Below are 17537 nucleotides of genomic sequence, written 5' to 3' on the forward strand. Positions count from 1 at the left end.
CATAATACAGTGAGTTCTTTTCTTCTTCCGTGAATTCTAGGTTAATCATGTTTTTAATGAGTGCTTTGCTTCTAATTATGACTCTTAAACTATATTATTGTCCTTGAGTAAAAAATGCAAGTTGTAGCCGTGCAAAGTATAGCTAGTAGTGAAATAGGTTGACACACTGCGTTCAAAAGAACAAGGGGAAAAGTAAGGAATTTACTAACTCACTTACACAGACCTTTAAAAGTACCCCGATGGATAGGACAAATCTAAAGATGGAATGCCCATATAAACGGAACGTGATAAGCCCTTTCAGGCTCTGAGTATCGGTCGAAATACCCAGTAGTGACAAGTGTAAGCGCAAGCCTTCAAGGGTGTGAGATGTAACCAAAAGCCAACGCCTGACGGTAATAGTCAGGATATGCTAACAGGTTACGGTTTGATTGTAAGGATAGAGTCTAGTAGGAGTCTATATGACGAAATCGAGAGAAGGTAAAGGGTTCGGGAAACCGAAAACCACTAAGACTACGAATGTATGGAAAGCTATCAACTGGGGTAAAATCCAAAGATATGTTTTCAAGCTCCAAAAGAGAATATACCAAGCGGCTAAATCGGGACAGAATGCAAAGGTTAGAAGGTTGCAACGTCTATTGGTGAAATCATACTATGCCCGTCTATTAGCAGTTCGCAAAGTAACCCAAGATAATCAAGGAAAGAAAACAGCAGGAGTCGATGGAGTGATAGCAATATCCCCAGAGCAAAGGCTAAATCTAACCGAAGAAATCAAGGGAACACTTAAAGCAAAACCGTTAAGAAGAGTATGGATTCCTAAACCAGGCAGGGATGAAAAACGTCCACTAGGAATACCAACCATCAAAGACAGAGCTAGACAAGCGTTGATTAAATCGGCACTCGAACCAGAATGGGAGTCAAAAATGGAAGAAACCAGCTACGGTTTTCGACCCGGAAGGTCTTCCCATGATGCAATCGCCAGAATATTTACAACCATCAATAAAAGTAGCTACTTCGTATTAGATGCTGATATTGCCAAGTGTTTTGACCGAATTAATCACAACTTCCTACTGTCAAAGATTCATTGTCCAAGCTCCCTAAAGAAAGACATTAAACAATGGCTCAAAGCAGGAGTCTTGGATAACGGCGTATTTGAAGAAACAGAAACAGGGACACCACAAGGAGGGGTAATAAGTCCACTACTTGCTAACATCGCACTGGATGGAATGGCAAGATTAATCGAAACACTATTCCCCAAAAAGGGTAGTAAAACTCAAGCTGTTCTAATAAGATACGCCGATGATTTTGTAGTAATTTCACCATCACTCGAAATCATTGAACAGTGCCAAACTGCCATTTCTGAATGGTTAAAACCGATAGGACTAGAACTCAAACCAGAAAAAACCAGAGTGTGTCATACACTCAACCCCATTGAGTACAATGGGAAAACAGAAGAACCCGGTTTTGATTTTCTAGGATTCAATATCAGACAATATCCAACAGGAAAGTACAAATCTGGGAAAACAGGAGGGAGAGGAAGCCAATTAATTGGTCACAAAACCCACATCAAACCCAACCAAAAAGCAGTTAAAGCCCACACAGAAGCGATTAAAGGTGTAATCAAAAAACACAAAACAGCACCTCAATCAGCCCTGATTAGTCACTTAAACCCAATCATTAGAGGTTGGGCTAACTACTACTCAGGAGTAGTATCTATGGATACCTTCAATAAACTAGACAATACAATCTGGTTAATGTTAAGGGCATGGACAGTATCAAGATGCGGTAAAGCGAACCACGAAAAGCTGAGAAACTACTTTAGACCGGGTACAGTTAAACTCAGCAATGGGAAAGAAAGACACGAATCTTGGTTATTTCAAACCAAAGATGGTCTCTATCTATGGAAACATAATTGGACACCAAATGTCAGACATACCCTAGTACGCCCCGAAACTTCACCTTACGACGGAAATTGGACCTACTGGGCGACCAGAAGAGGACAAGCAATCGACACACCGACAAGAGTAGCCAAACTACTTAAAAAGCAACAAGGCAAGTGTAACCTATGTGGGCAGTATTTCACCCCATCGGATTTAATTGAAGTTGACCACATTCACCCTCTAAGCTTAGGCGGAAAGGATGAATATAAGAACCTTCAATTACTACACCGCCACTGTCACGATGATAAATCGGCATCTGATGGAAGCCTAAATCCATCTGGTTTGACAAAATCAGTAGTCAAACTAGATAATACAAGGCCAACCAAAGGAAGTCAAGCTGTATCCTTAACAAGGGAACAGTCAAACTAGGAGCCGTGTGAGGTGAAAGTCTCATGCACGGTTCTGAATGGGAGGGGAGGTCGGTGACGACCTTCTCGACCCCTAATAATACAAACGTAAAACTACTATGGTATTAACTCCGACAATTGGCGAAAAATCCTATAATCGTCAGGATTGGCAAAAAGGCTATCAATCCCAACCTAACGAGTACGATTACGAGGTAGAAGACATCGAGGGGCAAATTCCCCCCGATTTACAGGGTACAGTCTTTAAAAACGGCCCCGGTTTACTCGATATCGCTGGCACTGCGATCGCTCATCCCTTCGATGGGGATGGTATGATCAGCGCGATTAGCTTCAACCATGGGCGCGTACATTATCGTAATCGTTTTGTGAAAACTGAGGGTTATCTCCAGGAACAGAAAGCGGGAAAACCCCTTTATCGCGGTGTTTTCGGCACGAAAAAACCGGGGGGAATTTTCGGCAATGCTTTTGATTTGCGTCTGAAAAATATTGCTAATACTAATGTTATCTACTGGGGTGATAAATTACTGGCACTTTGGGAAGCGGCCGAACCCCATCGCCTCGATGCTAAAACCCTTGATACTATTGGTTTAGACTATCTCGATGGTATCTTGGAAAAAGGCGATTCTTTTGCCGCTCATCCTCGCATCGATCCCGCTTGTATCTTCGATAATCATCAACCTTGTCTGGTAAATTTTGCCATTAAAACGGGTTTGTCGAGTGCCATTACTCTCTACGAAATTAGTCCCACGGGTAAGTTATTACGTCGTCATACCCACAGTATACCTGGCTTCTGTTTTATCCACGATTTTGTTATTACTCCCCACTACGCTATCTTTTTCCAAAACCCGGTTGGTTATAATCCTTTTCCCTTTCTTTTTGGGTTAAAAGGTGCGGGGGAATGCGTCATCAATCAACCGGACAAGTTAACTAAGATTATTATTATCCCCCGGGATCCTAACAAAAGAGAAGTGAAAGTTTTAGAAACTCCATCGGGTTTTGTGTTCCATCATAGCAATGCTTTTGCACAAGGGGAGAAAATTTATATCGATTCTATTTGTTATCAATCCTTACCACAACTGGATTCAAATAGCAATTTTCAATCGGTAGATTTTGATAGTTTAGCTCCCGGACATCTGTGGCGATTTACACTAAATTTATCAGAAAATACCGTTACAAGAGAATGTATTCTAGAGCATTGTTGTGAGTTTCCCAGCATTAATCCTGCAAAAGTTGGTCGAGATTACCGTTATTTATACATCGCTGCCGCTCATCATGCCACTGGTAATGCTCCTTTGCAAGCAATCTTAAAACTGGACTTATTAACGGGAGAAAAACAATTACATTCTTTTGCCCCCCGGGGATTCGCAGGTGAGCCAATTTTTGTGCCTAAACCCGATGGAATCGCTGAAGATGATGGTTGGTTATTGGTAGTTACTTACGATGCGGCCAATCATCGATCGAATGGGGTAATCTTAGATGCTAAAGATATCACTAATTCCCTAGCAGTTATCCATCTTAAACATCATATTCCCTACGGGTTACACGGTAGCTGGACTAGACAATGTTTTTAAGTTAATTCTGTGGGGGTGGATTGAAAACCCACCTTGACTAAACTTTACTCTTGAGAGCCTTCTTGTAGTAGCCAAAAACCAGCGAAGGATTCCGATTCAGGGTTAGATTGAATGGCTAAAAAATGCAGATTATTGGCTTTTTGTTTAGCTTCTTCAAAGTTTTTGGCTTCGTTTAAAGTCTCGGCATTAGTGACGTTGACGAGAATCCAGCTATCACTAGCACCCGTTTCTAAACGTAGCAGAGGACGAGAACCAGTTTCTAACTTTAAATAGGCCATTTCTAACCCTGACATCCAACCAGATAATGGTAAAGCGCGGGGGGAAAAAATAACTAAACCGGGGATTTTTAGATTCTCATCTAATCCCATCCCTAGTATAGGCAAATTTTCTCCGAAGCTAATATCCCAATCTTTTAAATCATTAAAAGAAGACAATTCTAGCGTAACAAAAGCCCATTTATCTGCCTTATCTCCCCGGACAGCATCGGGAAGGGGAACAGCATTTAAAGGAGGATAATTAACGGAAGCGGTTTTAGTTAAATTTTGATCATAACCAACTTCTTGAGGGTAGAAATTAACCATTCTTTCTTCTATCCATCTAGTTAAAGCATGAGTGCGACGACTAGGGGAAGCGGGAATACCGATATCCTCGCAAGCTTTGCTAATCATGTTATTCATCTGACGACGGAAAAAGCGAATTTTTTTGGGAGTTACCCCCGCTTCCTTGATAGCTGCAGTAACTGCCTCTCCTAACCATTGGGAATTAACCATCGTATTAGGACAATAACTGGCATATTTAAATATTGTATCGGAGGAGCGATCGATTGTTGCCGGAGTTTCACAGATTAATAATTCCCATCTTTTTTTATTATTTTCATCCACCACCGGCCGCGAATAAAAATCAAGTTCCCAAATAGTCATATTTTTTTCAGTTATCAGTTATCAGTTATCAGTTATCAGTTATCAGTGATTCAGTTATCAGTGATTTAGTTATCAGTCATCAGATTTGAGTTTTCAGTGAACAATATTAAGTGGCAAGTTCCGAGATGTCTTTTCACTGATTACTGTTTACTGATTACTGTTTACTGCTCACTGATTACTGCTCACTGCTCACTGAAAAATCCCCTATTCCCGACAACAGTACGAACGCGGTAGATGGGACGTTTTTGGGATTCATGGTAAGTTCGCATCAAAATTTCTGCCAAAAGACCAAAACAGAGTAATTGTACCCCAGTTAAAAAGAATAACACGGCCAGGATTAACAAAGGTCGATCGCCGATTTCTTGTCCGAAACCGAGTTTGAGAATAGTCAGATAAGTGCCTAGAATAATCCCCACTACCATCGATAACAGTCCGTAGAGTCCAAAAATGTGCATCGGACGGGTGAGGAACTTTTTCATAAAAAAGACAGTAAATAAGTCCATAATCACGCGAATTGTGCGACCTAAACCATATTTACTCTGTCCGAACCGTCTAGCGTGGTGATTAACGGGAATTTCGGTTATTTTTGCCCCTTCAATAAAAGCCAATGCGGGTAAAAAGCGATGTAATTCCCCGTAGAGATTCATATCGGCGACTAATTCGGCTCGATAGGCTTTCAAAGAACAACCGTAGTCGTGTAATTTGACCCCTGTAACCTTTGCTATCAGCCAATTAGCTATTTTTGAGGGTAAAAGCCGTTTTACCCGGTCATCTTGGCGATTTTTGCGCCAGCCACTCACGAGGTCATAACCTTCCTCTAATTTGGCCAATAATAGGGGTATATCATTGGGATCGTTCTGTAAATCGCCGTCGAGGGTAACGATTATCTGTCCCGTGGCATAATTAAATCCGGCAGCCATGGCGGGGGTTTGTCCGTAGTTGCGTCGCAATATTACCGCCTTGAGATCATCGCGATTTTTGGCTAAATTAGTTAAAACCTCGGTGGAACCGTCCTTAGAACCGTCGTCAACACAGATTATCTCGTAGTTAATTTGATAAGAACGCAAAATCGTGGCGATACTCTCGACGAGATGGGGGATACTGTCCACTTCGTTATAAATGGGAACCACTACCGATAAAGTCTGGATGGCAGCCTGCGGGTTTGGTTCGTTGACACTGATGGACGGTGTAATCGGGGACATATTTGACTGACGCGGGGACGTTTTGGGGCGATTGTATCACAATTCAGTTATCAGTTATCAGTTATCAGTTATCAGTTATCAGTCATCAGTTCACTGATTACTGTTTACTGTTCACTGTCCACTGTTCCCTGAAAATACCCCCCACTTCCCACTTCCCCACTTCCCCACTTCCCACACCCTACACCCCACACCCTACACCCCAATTCCCACTTCCCCACACCCCACACCCCACACCCCACACCCCTTATCCCTGTTCCCCTTTCTCTGTTTCCTTTTTCGCTAAAATTGCCTGACGAAAACCTAAGACGACGAGAATATTGGAGAGGGTGAGGAAAAATTCGGCGCTGCCGTGTAACCAATCGACGTTAGCTAATTCTTGACCATAGTGGATTTTGGCGTAGATACCGGCAGGAATGGTGATAAAAACGAAGATTAACAGCACATAAAAGCCAATTAGGGCTAAACGGGGCATTTTTCCCGAACGAGTGATCAACCAAAGAAACCCCAGATAGGGAAACAGGGAGATGGCAAATAAACTCTCTTTATTCATTGTTAACGCTAATTTTACTGGAACGCCACAGCCACCAACCGGCAGCACAGAGGGTAAAATTTCCTAAGACAGTCATGGCTGCCTGTAGGGTGACTAACCAGGATAAGGCACTGATATTATCAAAAAAATGCCATGTACAGGCACACATGGCCCCAATTAAAGCGGGTAACATTCCCCAAGATAACATTCGCCACGATCGATCGCTACTGATGTCGCCATAGGTCCACACTAACCAGATCGCCGCTATCCATTCTACGACACTCGATACATGAACTATCCACGTCGGTATTGATAAAGCATTCATTCGCAAAGGAAAAAGTAAAAAGTTAAAAATAGGTTTTAGGGTTTTAGGGTGTTAGGGTTTTAGGGTGTTAGGGTTTTAGGGTTTTAGGGTGTTAGGGTTTTAGGGTGTTAGGGTTTTAGTTGAATTCCCCCATCTCCCCATCTCCCCATTCCCCCATCTCCCCATCTCCCCATTCCCCCATCTCCCCATTCCCCCATCTCCCCATTCCCCCATCTCCCCATTCCCCCATCTCCCCATCTCCCCATCTCCCCATCTCCCCATTCCCCTAATCCCTGCTGCCCAAATGATTTTCTAGCCATTGAATTACCTGTTGAGCTAAACTAACATTGTTTAATCGATCGATCTCGCGAATGCCGGTGGGACTGGTGACATTAACTTCGGTGAGGTAGCCACCAATCACATCTAATCCGACAAAATATAGGCCATCTTCTCGTAATTTTGGGGCTAAAGTGGCACAGATTTCTAATTCTCGATCGCTGATTTCTGTTTTTGCTACTCGTCCACCCACGGCCATATTACCGCGAAATTCTGAACCGGTGGGAATGCGATTAACTGCCCCGATGGGTTCACCATTGAGGACAATAATGCGTTTATCTCCTTCTTGGGCAGCTGGTAAATAATCTTGAATCATTACCGGTTCTTGTCCCCATTTTGTGCTAATTTCAATCATTGAATTGAGATTGCGATCTTCGGGACTAAGAAATAAAATTCCCTCCCCTGCTTTGCCCCCCAAAGGTTTCATAACTGCCGCCCCTTTTTGGTTGACAAATTCCCTAATTGTCGCTTTATCTTGGGAAACAATTGTGGCGGGCATTACCTGAGCAAAGTGAATAGTATATAACTTTTCGTTGGCATGGCGTAAACCCCTAGTTGAGTTAATTACTTGGGTTTTTTGGGGGTCGATCAGGTCTAATAAATAGGTGGCATAGAGATAGGCAATCGTCACGGGTGGGTCTTTTCGCATCCAGACAAAATCGAAGTTTTCTAGGCAGGTAAAAACTGTCTCTTGTCTTTGATACCATTGAGATACAGCCACCCAATGATTATCTTTTAACTCCACGGGAACCAGTTCAATTTTAGTTAGTTTTGCCCAAGCTTTTCCCGCAATCGCACTGAGATCCGTGATGGAAGTCATCCAGACTTCATGGCCTAATAATTGGGACGCTTCCATGATAGCTACACTGGTATCATGGCCCGGATCTAAATACTCGATCGGATCGATAATAAAGGCTAGTTTCATTAATAGTTTTTATCCTTAATTCTGCAACAGGGGAGCTAAACCACCACTTCTATCTAAAGCATAGATGTCATCGCAGCCCCCGATGTGTTGATCGTTTATAAAAATTTGTGGTACACTTGTACGACCATTGGCTCGATCGGACATTTTGGCTCGCGCTCTTTCATCACCATCGATACAATATTCGGTAAACTCCACCCCTTTTTTCTTGAGTAATGCTTTAGCGCGGATACAGAAAGGACAGGAACTCCAAGTATAGATCTCAACATTAGCGGCCATAAAATTTATCTCCCTTCTTTACATATCTTAAATTTTAGCCGATAACCGAGCAGTGATCTTCCTTCAGGTCAGAAAACGCCAATTAGGGCGATTCCACTGATATATTGCTTGTATTTCCCATTCTTCACCGTTTTGAAAGCGAATACGGCAACTAACAGGGGGGGAATCATCCTCACTTTCATTTACGGCGTTGTCAGATCAGAATAGGTAAAGATGCAATGCAATCCTTGCTATCAAAGTAATTTCAGTTCCGGTGCTGATTCGGAGCATCTTTCAATTTGACAACGCCTATTGTAGGGCTAATTCATGAATTAGCCCTACACCTATTACCTCACAGGTAAACCCGTCGCAACTATCGAGAGCGTCTGTGGGAATCCATTCCCATGAGAGTCCTAAAAAAGCTGATTTCAAAGGGTGACGATCCACGATAATCTAAGTATTGGGGAAATCATACCGTAAAATCACTCATCTATGACACCACGCTCGCTCACCGTTTTGCTCCTTTCTGTTCTTTTCTGGCTGTCTAGCTTGCTTATCATCCCTACTGCTCAAGCTTTGACCCCAATTCAACTATTAGATGTATCTTACAAAGACTGTCCCCCCGAATTAGCCGAGGGGAGTGTCACCAGTGGGGGAACCAGTTTTCCGGCTAATTGTTTTTTAATCACCGGCAAAGCTAAAAATAATTCCGGAAAAACCGTCTATGATGCCGATGTTTTTGGTCGGATTTACGATGCTAACGGGGAACCGGCTTTACAAAATCGTAGCCGAGTCGGGGCAATTCCAGAAGTGCCGCCAGGGATTAGTGATTTCGAGATCAGAATTTCTGTTTCTACCAATCAACCAACCCCCTTGCGACTGGAAAAATTCAAAGCTTCCGGTTTTACCAGCAGTGTGGATCCGCGGATTTAGAAACTGCTACTGACCAGACTGCTGGCCCCTGTGGCTACGACACTCTGAACAACGTTGAGCAGCAGGAACGCGAGGATCGGGGACAAGTCCATCCCGCCTAGGGGTGGGATAATCGAGCGAAAGAGGTTTAAATAGGGATCGGTAATCGGACTGAGAAAAGACATAATCTGATAGGCCCAACCAGCATTTTGGAACCAAGTCAGTAAAACCCTAACAATTAGGATTACCGAGTAAATTTGCAGGAAATTGTTGATTATCGTCAAAATAAACCCTATATCGCTCATAAATAAATCTTTCCTCAAGAGGGCGTGATGGTTAGTTTAGCTTTGATCTTACCAAAAAAATAGTCTTTAGTTACTCTCGCCGCCCTGTCTTACTGGTTTTAACCAGCTATCGGCATTCCTCCCAGTTGACGGACACTGGGGAAGAAAACTGAATACAGCAGTTATCTTAATGATGAGATAGGAAGTTTTCCTTTTGGGGAGACTCGGATTGTTCAAGTAGGGTTTGCGGCAAAAAGTTTTTCGTGGGGGTAGGGTGTGGGGTGTGGGGTGTGGGGTGTGGGGTTTTACCCATTTTCAGGGAAAAAGTCCAGGAATTTTCCCCCCAATCACTCCAATGGTCGGCAGTTTTTGAGGGAAAAAAAGTCTAAAAACCTTATCCAACAAGGTTGTTAGATTTATTCAGCAAACCCCAAGTAGTTTTTCCATAGCTAACTGACGGTCCGGATGGGAGGACAGATAAAAACGATTGCATGGTATGATAGGGGTTTTGGAACTATTGTTTTAGGTCAAGATCATGGCGAAACGAATGCAGGTTATCCTCAATCAAAAAGTCAGCAAATTAGGTGAAAATGGCGATGTGGTGGAAGTGGCCCCCGGTTATGCGCGCAATTACCTTATCCCCCAAGGTGTGGCCGTTTTAGCCACCAAGGGCGCGATTAAACAGGCAGAATTTAGGAAAGAAAAAGAGCGTCAACGTCTCCTCGCTGAAAAACAAGAAGCGGAAACCAGAAAAACTGCGATCGAAAAACTCAGTCCCTACAGCATCCCTAAACAGGTGGGTGAAAACGAGGCAATTTTCGGTACTGTCACCAGTCAAGATGTGGCTACGGTTATTCTAGAAAATGCTAAATTAGAAATCGATCGCCGTGGTATTACCGTCCCCGATATCGGTCAATTGGGAGTCTATAAAGTACAAGTCAAACTCCATCCCGAAGTTAATGCCGATATCGAAATTAAAGTAATTGCACAATAACAATTATCGGGGCATAGTTATCAGTAATCAGTGAAAATTTATCAGAGCGATTAACTAGCTAATGGCTGCTAGCTAATAACCATTAAAATATCAAAAATTATGACTCATCCCACGGATATAAAAACCCTAGCGCGCTGGATGGCGGCGGATTTTAGTAATCAAGAACAAGCTTTTGCTAATCCGCCTTTTTTTGCCCATATTCGCGTGTGTATGCGTCCTTTACCCGATGAATTACTGAATGGAACCAGCTTATTTTTAGAGCAGGCCTACGATTTTATGCTCAATACTCCCTATCGTTTGCGAGTATTTAAATTATCGGTAGTCGATGATCATATTGAACTAGAAAACTTTAAAGTTAAAGAGGAAGCTAACTTTTTTGGTGCTTCTAGAGAACCCCAACGTCTCAAAAATCTCAGCTTAGACTTATTAGAACCGATGCTGGGTTGTGATATGAATGTCACTTGGACAGGTAACAGTTTTAAAGGGGTGGTAAAACCGGGTAAACAATGTTTAGTCTTTCGCAAAGATAGAATGACTTATTTAGATAATAGTTTTGAAATTAGTGAACGGGGATTAATTAGCGTTGATCGCGGTTTAGATCCCGAAACCGATCAATTAGTCTGGGGTTCGATCGCCGGTCCCTTTGAGTTTGTGCGTCGCACCAGTTTTGCTGAGGAAGTGTGAGAAAAATTATCGGTTTTTAGCTATGAAAATCGCCACATGGAATGTCAACTCGATTCGCAGCCGACAAGAGCAGGTAATTAACTGGTTACAACTCAATCCCGTTGAGGTTTTGTGCTTGCAAGAAACTAAGGTAATCGATCGAGATTTTCCCAGAGAAGCTTTTGAATCTTTGGGTTATCATCTCTATATTTCTGGACAAAAATCCTATAATGGTGTGGCGATTTTTAGCCAGAAACCCATGGACGATATCACTGTGGGATTTAGTCCAATTATCGGCGAAAATTTAACAGGAGAACTAGACGAACAAAAACGGCTAATTACTGGAGTAATCGGCGATATTCGGATTATTAATCTCTACGTTCCTAATGGTTCTTCCCTAGATAGTGACAAGTATATTTATAAGCTTAAATGGTTAGAAACTCTCAGGAAATATCTAGATAAAATTATTAATTCTCAACCGGAAGAATTATGTATCTGCGGGGATTTTAATATTGCCTTAGAAGATAAAGATATTTATGATCCCAAGGGCAAAGAAAATCATATTATGTCTTCAGCTAAAGAAAGAGAAGCTTTAGAAAAGGTCTTAGAAATTGGCTTACAAGATGCCTTTAGAAAATTCACCTCGGCAGCGGGACATTATAGTTGGTGGGATTATCGCAGCGGTGGTTTTGCTCGTAACCGAGGTTGGCGAATCGATCATCTTTATTTAACTCCTCAGCTATACGAAAAAGCCGTTAATTGCCTGATCGATCGAGAACCCAGAAAACAAGAAAAACCTAGCGATCATACCCCTGTTATTCTGGAAATATAAGGCAAAAATAGCTAAAGGATCAACCTAGACTTTGCACAGTCAGAATTTTGCTCTCTTAGCTTCCCTAACTAGGGACTTTCACCTTGAGGATTTATTCGGTAACGAGAAAATGCTATGATTCGGGTTGAATTTACCAAGTTTATTAAATTATGCGTTCTCCCCAATTAATTGTTCTATTGCTCGGTTTATCCCTTCTCCCCGGCATCTCCCCCGCTTTTGTCCATGCTAATCCCTCGATAGTGCCAGTGAAACAATCGAGTAATCGCGATGGGGGACAAACAATCAAGGAAGCGGAAATTAAAGCAATGATTCAAGACATTGAAACCGCTATTAAAGATAAAAATATCGCCCTAATCCTCAAACACTATGCCCCGTTTATTTCCTCGCAATTGACCATTAAAACCGATGCTAGTACCGAAATTTTTGAGTTAAATGGCATCACGGAACATAAAATATTTTTAGAGGAATCCTACAAAAATATTAAAAGTATAGAGGTTCTTTCTGAGAATTGGGACGTGGATATTCTTGCTAATGACGAGATGGCGATGATCACTCGCGAGCGGGTAGTCAATATTACCAACACCGAGGGTGATAACTATATAGTGGCATCGGCAGCGGTGGCTAAAGTCGCTCCCATCGACGGTAAATTGAGGATATTTTCCATTCAAGAAACCGCCGAAGTGGGACGCAGACCAAAAAAATAATCAACCTCTCCGGTTGGGACTAGACCAACCCGACTCCCGCCGTCTTCTTCCCTCGATAAAACCGTCATCATAGTCTCTAGAATTGCGCGGATTATCATAGCGGGCAAAGTTAAAACCGTCCTCTAGTCCGCGCTGAAATTCTTGCTCTGGTGGCACAAATCGATAACGTTGTCTATTATCCTGTACCGCCCGGTTGATTAACAAGGCCCCCGCTCCAATACCCACGGCCTCACCAAAGGTTAAAGACCTAGCATAATCGATGTTAATTGTCAAGAAAGTTGTTGTTAAAATTAAGGCTTTTCCCCAATGCTGACCCATAAAATCCTCCTTCAAAAAATCAAGTTGACAACGAAACCAGTACAGATACAGAGTTTCTCATAAAATCGACCACCGACTCCCCAAAACGAAAACCTTGTACCTCACCATTACGATAAATGCTATGAGCTAGATTTAGAAGAATGGGAGTGAAAGCGAATCCCCAAGAAGACATCGTAGAGGAAACTCCAGAAATTCTTACCTTGCAGTAAACCTAAAGACTGTTCACAATCTTTCGCATCTAAAAGCGGTTTAGTGGCATAGTATGCCGGTTGGTATTTGTACCAGGGAATCGACGGCCAAAGATGATGCACTAGATGATAATTCTGCCCTAAAATCAGCAGATTTAAGAGGGGACTGGGGTAAACTCGGGCATTTTTCCAACGATTGCGCTCTTGGAAAGGACGATGGGGGAGATAATCGAAAAATAAACCGAGGGCAATTCCCACCACTAAAGCGGGAACAAACCAAAAATTCATCACATAGCTGATAAAACCGTATTGACAGGCGACGATGACTATGGTAGCAACAAAAAGACGACTGAGGAACCATTCCAGCAGTTCGTATTTCCGCCAGAGTTGCCGCTTAAAAAAGAAAATCTCGTGATAAAAAAATCTGGCCGCAATCATCCACAAAGGGCCACCGGTGGAGACAAAATGATCTGGATCATTTTCGGGATCGTTAACGTGAGCGTGGTGCTGTAAATGGACTCTAGTGAAGACCGGAAAGGCAAAACCGAGCATTAAAGCACTACCATGACCTAAAATAGCATTAAATAGCCGATTGCTATGGGCAGAATTATGAGAGGCATCGTGGATAACTGTCCCCGATAAATGTAAAGCGAGGACATTAGCACTAAAACAAATCCAGTCAGGCCAGGACCATAGCCAATAGCCACAGGTAGATAGGGTTATTAGGCTCAAGGCACTAAAAAACATGGTAACGTTTGGGTTGAAGCCCCCCGGTGCTTTTAAATACTCTTTGGGGACTGTCAGCAACATCTCGGCCGACTGCATTATGGGTGTTGCTCCTTATTGTGTTCGCTTTACTGGCGTAAATTATCATACTACGGCTTTTTCATAAAGTTTTGTAACATTATCTTAATTAATCTAAAGTTATGAAGAAAGTAAGGATTTGTTATATGGTCTTCCCCCCCAGTCCCCGAGGGAAAGCGAGGCTAAAAGAGAAAATCACGGGCGCTTAACGCCAGTTTCGCACTTAAACGATTAAAAAATTCGGCTAGAGACTCGGCTTGAGAGGGAGCGATCGCTTGTTTCCCCCCTATCACCGATTCTACTCTATCCCGATCGCCGAAAATATCGACAAGACACTCCCTATCGATATCGAATTCATCAAGTAAAGATTCTAACGTAGCGGTAGGATTTGTTCGGGCGATCGGATAATGTTTCCGCTCGTATTCTTCCACTAATAACACCAATAAATCGAATAATAGTCCTTCGTCATTGCTTAACTCCCGTGACATCATCCCTTCAATTATGCTTAAAAATCGCTCGTATTCTTGGGAGTTATTAATCGGTTTCGGTTGATACTGCAAGAGTAAATCACCATAGGTTAATGGATTAGAAGTAGGGATCATTTTTCCAGTTCTCCTTATTGTATTCAGCGTGACTTAGAATATATTTAACGAAAATGGTTTGACGAGAATAATTGATGTCAGCGATTAAACGGTATTTGTTTCCCTTGATATTAAAAACTGTAAAATTTCCCACCGCCTCCGCTTTCGGGTAGCGACCTTGAACCTCTACTAAATTTTTCCAGTTAGCCTTACTAGCGAAGTTATACCAATCCCTAAGAGCGTCTTCCGCGTCCGAGTGGCGTTCCCAAAACTCTCGTAATTTGACTTTACTGATCACGCGCATCGATCGCTAGTTTTATTGTTGTTTTTAACTTAGATAAGTAGCTGGTTATAATTAAATTAAAAATGGATTTTAGGTTCGATCCCCCCTGCCCCCCTTGATAAGGGGGGTGCCGATCCCCCCTGCCCCCCTTAATAAGGCTATCCCTTATAGGGATCTTTCTTAACAATTTTTGCAGTAAGCACTCCAACCCTTATCCTGACTTGATTTCAGTTTTTTCTTTGTCAGTAAGGGTGTCAACAAGGAATATTACAAATTGTTAACCGAGTCTTGAAAGCCTTGTGCTACAAAGGTTTGAAATGTTAAGAAAGATGTGACTAATGGACAGCCTTGATAAGGGGGGTGTCTGATAATTTTTAACGCCTACCTACTTATTATCTTTTTAAAATTGGCTTTGGTTATTTGTTGGCAATTTATACTAAATCGGTTTTGAATAGTGCGATGAACTCCCAAGTTATGGATTGTTTCTCCCCGCTCCCCCGCCATCCTATCCCTTGTAAACAGGATTTAGTATAATACAGATTTAACTTGACAGACCCCTGGGGATGAGGGACTTTTTTTAGGGGTAATCCACGGCAAAAACAGCCCCTAAAACTGATTATTGACCCGGACTTGGTGCTTCTATCGGGGACTCTGGGGAAAGGGGAGTCGATTCAACTATTGGTGGTGGGGCCGGAGGTTGGAGAATATTGCGCCAGCCTCGTATTTGGGAGCGAGCCGAACTGTAAGCGGTACTTTCCGGGGATACGGATTCAGCAAGGCGAATAGCTTCCAGATAACTGCCATTATTAGCTAGGTCCGTGGCTAAAGACAAAAGCTGATAACTCCAACGTTCCAGCAATTCAGTCCGTTGCACACCCGCATCGGTTTTAGTGGAAATATTGGTAACTAAAGCAATCGCCTGGGTTAAACCTTCTGCGGTTCCCGTCGCCGCTAATTGATTAGCCTGTTGGAGATTTTGACGGGCCCGCAACTCTCGGCGCCAACGACGGATATTTTGGGAAGCTTCCGAGGAAAGAGTGCGACCGGGGGGAATTTGATTGGCAGTTTCGATCGCTGTGCTATAGTCTTTGAGATTGGCCAAAGCTTGAGCCTGATCTAAAATGGGTTGATCCTCCATGCGTTCAATCCGCACTTGCCAGTCGCGAATTTCCCTTTGGGCATCTCGGTATAAGGCCCGATTCTTAGCGATTGCCCGCGCCTGAATAATAGCGTTACTGAGGGAATTAATATCGCCGGGGAGAGCGATTTCCTGCGCCCGTTCTAAAATCGGCCGGTCTTCAATCACTTGTATTTGACGATTCCAAGAGGCAATTTCCTGCTGTGCTTGCGACCAGAGGGGGTTATTACGGGGAACCTCGCCCGCTTTCGCGATAGCGGTGCTATACTGCTCGATCGTACCTGCTTGTGCTAAATCTCTAGCCTCGGACAGTATTCTTAGATCCTGTACCTGTAACTGCCAGCGCTCCCTCATAGCTAGGGCCGTTTGATGGAGAGGTCGAGAAGCGTCGATTTGTTCTAGTCCCAGTATGCCGGCTTCCAATCCCTCCACCGTGCCGGCTTCCGCATCTAAGGCCGCTGCGGACAAGAGGGACCAATCGGTGACATCTTCTTTAATTTTGAGGTCTTTGGGGGTTTGGTTAGCCAAATCCCGGAGAGCTTGCCATTGCTTCCGCTCAATTAATCTTTCGGCGTATTCTTTTAGTTTATCCTCGGTTTTCCCGATTAATTTTTCTGCCTCCTGATAGGCATAACTGCTGGCTTGAATTTTTCTAGCTTCTTCGATGACTTTCAACCAATTGTCGAGACCGCCCCGGGCAAAGAGATTAAAGGCATTATCTAATTTACTGCTATCTTCCCGGGCGACGGTAATTTTAGCGAGCGCTTCATTATATTTAACCGTTGCCCAATATTCGTTATTTAAGTTCAATAAATCCACTGCTAGGCGGAAAGATTGATTCCAGTTGGAAGCGCGGAGATTTTCCTCTAGTTTGCTTAAGATATCGTTGCCTTCCGTCCAAGTTCCTTGCCACTTAGCGATTCTTTCTTCAATAATTGCCGCTACTGCCATATTATTGGGGATTTGACGAGCTTTAGTGATCGCTTGCTGTAAATTTCCCGCTTGATAGTCTTTTTCAGCCAAATTCAGGATATCTCGCGCCCATTCTTCCACCTGTTGATTAACTTGCGATCGCAAGGGATGGTCATCGGGTAAAGCTTCCACTAGGGCAATTGCTGCGAGTAAACCCTCCACGGTGCGACTATCGGCGGAAAGTTGAGCGCAGTAGAGACGCAGGGAGGCAGAAGCAATAGGCCAGAAGATTTTTGGGCAATTGGGCGACTTCTGCATATTTAATAACTGCCAAGTGGCGAGAAAGCCAACACCGCCAAAGACGACGACAAATAAAGCCGCCCAAACTTTCCAAGTGAAACGATGCTGGTATCGAGACCAAAAGAGAAAAAGAAAAGACTTAGTTTTCTCTGGCCAACGAGTCAGGGAGTCAATCGATTCTCGTTTGACTAGATTTTTGGTTAATTCTTTTCCTTTAAACATTCACGACTCCCTGACGGATATTTTAGATAGATTTTACCCTAAGGGCGCTCATTGCCCA

At 43.0% G+C, this 17537-nt stretch carries 22 protein-coding genes; 8 read left to right on the forward strand and 14 right to left on the reverse strand.

Features of this window, described 5'->3' with window-relative positions:
- The first annotated feature begins 458 nt into the window (after positions 1-458).
- Together ltrA and O9332_RS06525 are read left to right on the forward strand one after the other, a co-directional pair.
- A complete protein-coding gene (gene ltrA, locus O9332_RS06520; RefSeq protein ID WP_288024368.1) occupies positions 459-2306 on the forward strand; it encodes a group II intron reverse transcriptase/maturase in 1848 nt (615 codons plus the stop codon).
- A 97-nt stretch (positions 2307-2403) separates the two neighbouring features.
- Complete coding sequence (locus O9332_RS06525) at positions 2404-3873, forward strand: carotenoid oxygenase family protein (protein WP_002763641.1); 1470 nt, start codon at positions 2404-2406, stop codon at positions 3871-3873.
- Between the two features lie 44 nt (positions 3874-3917).
- Here the strand turns inward: O9332_RS06525 and O9332_RS06530 are convergent, their stop codons facing one another.
- Together O9332_RS06530 and O9332_RS06535 are read right to left on the reverse strand one after the other, a co-directional pair.
- Positions 3918-4793, reverse strand: a complete 876-nt coding sequence (locus O9332_RS06530; RefSeq protein ID WP_012264424.1) for a Tab2/Atab2 family RNA-binding protein — start codon at positions 4791-4793, stop codon at positions 3918-3920.
- Between the two features lie 182 nt (positions 4794-4975).
- A complete protein-coding gene (locus tag O9332_RS06535; protein WP_004163274.1) occupies positions 4976-5995 on the reverse strand; it encodes a glycosyltransferase in 1020 nt (339 codons plus the stop codon).
- 2 nt (positions 5996-5997) lie between these two features.
- Here O9332_RS06535 and O9332_RS06540 point away from each other — a divergent pair, with 2 nt between their 5' ends.
- Positions 5998-6288, forward strand: coding sequence for a hypothetical protein (locus O9332_RS06540; protein WP_288024380.1), 291 nt, complete (start codon positions 5998-6000; stop codon positions 6286-6288).
- On the opposite strand, the gene O9332_RS06545 is transcribed toward O9332_RS06540, so the two are convergent.
- The 5 genes from O9332_RS06545 to grxC all read right to left on the reverse strand — a co-directional run bounded on the left by O9332_RS06545 (position 6240) and on the right by grxC (position 8365).
- Positions 6240-6545, reverse strand: coding sequence for a DUF3593 domain-containing protein (locus O9332_RS06545; protein WP_043999528.1), 306 nt, complete (start codon positions 6543-6545; stop codon positions 6240-6242). The two genes, O9332_RS06540 and O9332_RS06545, sit on opposite strands and share 49 nt — an antisense overlap.
- The gene (locus O9332_RS06550) at positions 6538-6849 is read right to left on the reverse strand and encodes a DUF2499 domain-containing protein (RefSeq protein ID WP_002734463.1); all 312 of its coding nucleotides are present in this window, start codon (positions 6847-6849) and stop codon (positions 6538-6540) included. Before O9332_RS06550 ends, O9332_RS06545 begins: the two co-directional genes overlap by 8 nt.
- A gap of 107 nt (positions 6850-6956) precedes the next feature.
- Positions 6957-7148, reverse strand: coding sequence for a hypothetical protein (locus O9332_RS06555; protein WP_288024385.1), 192 nt, complete (start codon positions 7146-7148; stop codon positions 6957-6959).
- Positions 7115-8089, reverse strand: coding sequence for a glutathione synthase (gshB, locus tag O9332_RS06560; protein ID WP_079206826.1), 975 nt, complete (start codon positions 8087-8089; stop codon positions 7115-7117). The genes O9332_RS06555 and gshB overlap by 34 nt, the downstream gene beginning before the upstream one ends.
- A gap of 15 nt (positions 8090-8104) precedes the next feature.
- On the reverse strand, positions 8105-8365 hold the full coding sequence (grxC, locus tag O9332_RS06565) for a glutaredoxin 3 (RefSeq protein WP_002803525.1): 261 nt from the start codon (positions 8363-8365) through the stop codon (positions 8105-8107).
- 471 nt (positions 8366-8836) lie between these two features.
- Between grxC and O9332_RS06570 the strand changes: the two genes are divergently transcribed.
- Entirely contained in the window at positions 8837-9277 is a 441-nt protein-coding gene (locus O9332_RS06570; RefSeq protein ID WP_002753281.1) for a hypothetical protein, read from the forward strand.
- Here O9332_RS06570 and O9332_RS06575 read toward each other — a convergent pair.
- On the reverse strand, positions 9274-9561 hold the full coding sequence (locus O9332_RS06575; RefSeq protein ID WP_002763635.1) for a YggT family protein: 288 nt from the start codon (positions 9559-9561) through the stop codon (positions 9274-9276). The two genes, O9332_RS06570 and O9332_RS06575, sit on opposite strands and share 4 nt — an antisense overlap.
- 166 nt (positions 9562-9727) lie before the next feature.
- A complete protein-coding gene (locus tag O9332_RS06580) occupies positions 9728-9853 on the reverse strand; it encodes a hypothetical protein (protein ID WP_287970302.1) in 126 nt (41 codons plus the stop codon).
- Between the two features lie 222 nt (positions 9854-10075).
- Here O9332_RS06580 and rplI point away from each other — a divergent pair, with 222 nt between their 5' ends.
- The 4 genes from rplI (at position 10076) to O9332_RS06600 (ending at position 12733) form a co-directional block, all read left to right on the forward strand.
- Positions 10076-10534 (forward strand): 50S ribosomal protein L9, encoded by a 459-nt coding sequence (gene rplI / locus O9332_RS06585; RefSeq protein ID WP_002763634.1) that lies wholly within the window; start codon positions 10076-10078, stop codon positions 10532-10534.
- Positions 10535-10633: 99 nt separating this feature from the next.
- Positions 10634-11218, forward strand: a complete 585-nt coding sequence (locus O9332_RS06590) for a chromophore lyase CpcT/CpeT (protein WP_288024389.1) — start codon at positions 10634-10636, stop codon at positions 11216-11218.
- 22 nt (positions 11219-11240) lie between these two features.
- Positions 11241-12029: an exodeoxyribonuclease III gene (gene xth, locus O9332_RS06595; protein WP_002763631.1), complete on the forward strand. Its 789-nt coding sequence runs from the start codon at positions 11241-11243 to the stop codon at positions 12027-12029.
- Positions 12030-12178: 149 nt separating this feature from the next.
- A complete protein-coding gene (locus tag O9332_RS06600) occupies positions 12179-12733 on the forward strand; it encodes a hypothetical protein (RefSeq protein WP_288024393.1) in 555 nt (184 codons plus the stop codon).
- Here the strand turns inward: O9332_RS06600 and O9332_RS06605 are convergent, their stop codons facing one another.
- The 5 genes from O9332_RS06605 to O9332_RS06625 form a co-directional block, all read right to left on the reverse strand.
- Complete coding sequence (locus O9332_RS06605) at positions 12734-13051, reverse strand: hypothetical protein (protein WP_002782546.1); 318 nt, start codon at positions 13049-13051, stop codon at positions 12734-12736.
- A 119-nt stretch (positions 13052-13170) separates the two neighbouring features.
- Positions 13171-14064, reverse strand: coding sequence for a beta-carotene hydroxylase (gene crtR, locus O9332_RS06610; protein WP_002763623.1), 894 nt, complete (start codon positions 14062-14064; stop codon positions 13171-13173).
- A gap of 161 nt (positions 14065-14225) precedes the next feature.
- Positions 14226-14645, reverse strand: a complete 420-nt coding sequence (locus O9332_RS06615; protein ID WP_288024396.1) for a helix-turn-helix domain-containing protein — start codon at positions 14643-14645, stop codon at positions 14226-14228.
- Positions 14629-14928, reverse strand: a complete 300-nt coding sequence (locus O9332_RS06620) for a type II toxin-antitoxin system HigB family toxin (protein WP_002766833.1) — start codon at positions 14926-14928, stop codon at positions 14629-14631. Before O9332_RS06620 ends, O9332_RS06615 begins: the two co-directional genes overlap by 17 nt.
- A 595-nt stretch (positions 14929-15523) precedes the next feature.
- Positions 15524-17479, reverse strand: a complete 1956-nt coding sequence (locus O9332_RS06625; RefSeq protein WP_002759589.1) for a hypothetical protein — start codon at positions 17477-17479, stop codon at positions 15524-15526.
- Positions 17480-17537: the final 58 nt, after the last annotated feature.

The sequence above is a fragment of the Microcystis sp. LE19-10.1B genome, assembly GCF_027530565.1.
Classification (GTDB): domain Bacteria; phylum Cyanobacteriota; class Cyanobacteriia; order Cyanobacteriales; family Microcystaceae; genus Microcystis; species Microcystis aeruginosa.